This window comes from Rheinheimera tangshanensis, assembly GCF_014645135.1.
Lineage (GTDB): Bacteria > Pseudomonadota > Gammaproteobacteria > Enterobacterales > Alteromonadaceae > Pararheinheimera > Pararheinheimera tangshanensis.
Window position 1 is genome coordinate 1 of the sequence record NZ_BMLH01000020.1, and the last position, 2801, is coordinate 2801.

Annotated in this window: 2 rRNA genes; both read left to right on the forward strand. The window is 51.6% G+C overall.

The annotated features are described in order from the left end of the window. Window positions 1-2601: ribosomal RNA gene (locus IEW88_RS18575) — 23S ribosomal RNA — on the forward strand; the annotation flags it as partial. 79 nt (window positions 2602-2680) lie between these two features. After that, window positions 2681-2795: ribosomal RNA gene (gene rrf, locus IEW88_RS18580) — 5S ribosomal RNA — on the forward strand. The last annotated feature ends 6 nt before the right edge of the window (window positions 2796-2801 follow it).

Below are 2801 nucleotides of genomic sequence, written 5' to 3' on the forward strand. Positions count from 1 at the left end.
GTTAGTGGAACGCTCTGGAAAGTGCGGCGATACAGGGTGATAGCCCCGTACACGAAAAGGCTTTATCAATGAAAACGAGTAGGACGGGACACGTGGTATCCTGTTTGAACATGGGGGGACCATCCTCCAAGGCTAAATACTCCTGACTGACCGATAGTGAACCAGTACCGTGAGGGAAAGGCGAAAAGAACCCCTGTTAGGGGAGTGAAATAGAACCTGAAACCGTGTACGTACAAGCAGTGGGAGCCCACTTGTTGGGTGACTGCGTACCTTTTGTATAATGGGTCAGCGACTTACATTCTGTAGCGAGGTTAACCGAATAGGGGAGCCGTAGGGAAACCGAGTCTTAACTGGGCGAATAGTTGCAGGGTGTAGACCCGAAACCGGGCGATCTATCCATGAGCAGGTTGAAGGTTGGGTAACACTAACTGGAGGACCGAACCCACAAATGTTGAAAAATTTGGGGATGACTTGTGGATCGGAGTGAAAGGCTAATCAAGCTCGGAGATATCTGGTTCTCCTCGAAAGCTATTTAGGTAGCGCCTCGAGCGAATACCATTGGGGGTAGAGCACTGTTAAGGCTAGGGGGTCATCCCGACTTACCAACCCTTTGCAAACTCCGAATACCAATGAGTACTACTCGGGAGACACACGACGGGTGCTAACGTCCGCCGTGAAAAGGGAAACAACCCAGACCACCAGCTAAGGTCCCAAAGTCATGGTTAAGTGGAAAACGATGTGGAAAGGCATAGACAGCTAGGAGGTTGGCTTAGAAGCAGCCACCCTTTAAAGAAAGCGTAATAGCTCACTAGTCGAGTCGGTCTGCGCGGAAGATGTAACGGGGCTAAACCATGCACCGAAGCTGTGGACTTGCACTAAGTGCAAGTGGTAGAGGAGCGTTCTGTAAGCCGTTGAAGGTATCTCGTGAGGGGTGCTGGAGGTATCAGAAGTGCGAATGCTGACATAAGTAACGATAAGGGGAGTGAAAAACTTCCCCGCCGGAAGACCAAGGGTTCCTATCCCATGCTAATCAGGGTAGGGTAAGTCGGCCCCTAAGGCGAGGGCGAAAGCCGTAGTCGATGGGAAACGGGTTAATATTCCCGTACCGACAATACTGCGATGGGGGGACGGAGAAAGCTAGGCAGGCATGGCGTTGGTAGTCCATGTGAAAGTGCGTAGGAAGGGGGATTAGGCAAATCCGGTTCCCTATATTCTGAGACACGAGACGAGCCACTACGGTGGTGAAGCTGTTGACGCTACGCTTCCAGGAAAAGCCTCTAAGCTTCAGGTATTGTTGACCGTACTCGAAACCGACACAGGTGGTCAGGTAGAGCATACCAAGGCGCTTGAGAGAACTCTGGTGAAGGAACTAGGCAAAATAGTACCGTAACTTCGGGAGAAGGTACGCTCTTGTGGGTGAAGGACTTGCTCCGTAAGCCTATGAGAGTCGCAGTGACCAGCTGGCTGCAACTGTTTATTAAAAACACAGCACTCTGCAAACTCGTAAGAGGACGTATAGGGTGTGACACCTGCCCGGTGCCGGAAGGTTAATTGATGGGGTTAGCGCAAGCGAAGCTCTTGATCGAAGCCCCGGTAAACGGCGGCCGTAACTATAACGGTCCTAAGGTAGCGAAATTCCTTGTCGGGTAAGTTCCGACCTGCACGAATGGTGTAATGATGGCCAGGCTGTCTCCACCAGAGACTCAGTGAAATTGAAATTGCGGTGAAGATGCCGTATACCCGCGGCTAGACGGAAAGACCCCGTGAACCTTTACTATAGCTTGGCACTGAACATTGACCCTACATGTGTAGGATAGGTGGGAGACTTTGAAGTTGGAACGCCAGTTCTGATGGAGTCGTCCTTGAAATACCACCCTTGTATGTTTGATGTTCTAACGTGGGCCCCTAATCGGGGTTGCGGACAGTGTCTGGTGGGTAGTTTGACTGGGGCGGTCTCCTCCTAAAGAGTAACGGAGGAGCACGAAGGTTGGCTAAGTACGGTCGGACATCGTACGGTTAGTGCAAAGGCAGAAGCCAGCTTAACTGCGAGACAGACACGTCGAGCAGGTACGAAAGTAGGTCTTAGTGATCCGGTGGTTCTGTATGGAAGGGCCATCGCTCAACGGATAAAAGGTACTCCGGGGATAACAGGCTGATACCGCCCAAGAGTTCATATCGACGGCGGTGTTTGGCACCTCGATGTCGGCTCATCACATCCTGGGGCTGAAGTCGGTCCCAAGGGTATGGCTGTTCGCCATTTAAAGTGGTACGCGAGCTGGGTTTAGAACGTCGTGAGACAGTTCGGTCCCTATCTGCCGTGGGCGTTGGATGATTGATTGGAGTTGCTCCTAGTACGAGAGGACCGGAGTGAACGAACCGCTGGTGTTCGGGTTGTCATGCCAATGGCACTGCCCGGTAGCTATGTTCGGAACGGATAACCGCTGAAAGCATCTAAGCGGGAAGCCGGCCAAAAGATGAGTCATCCCTTGTACCTTGAGTACACATAAGGGTCGTTGGAGACCACAACGTTGATAGGTGAGGTGTGGAAGCGTGGTGACACGTTAAGCTAACTCATACTAATTGCCCGAGAGGCTTAACCATACAACGCCCAAGGTGTTTGTGATGGTGTGATAAAGAATTCTATCTAGCTTGCTTGTTAAAGACATAAAAACAGTTTTTGCCTGGTGGCAATAGCGCTGTGGAACCACCTGACTCCATTCCGAACTCAGAAGTGAAACGCAGCCGCGACGATGGTAGTGTGGCAGATGCCATGCGAGAGTAGTTCACCGCCAGGCTCCCAA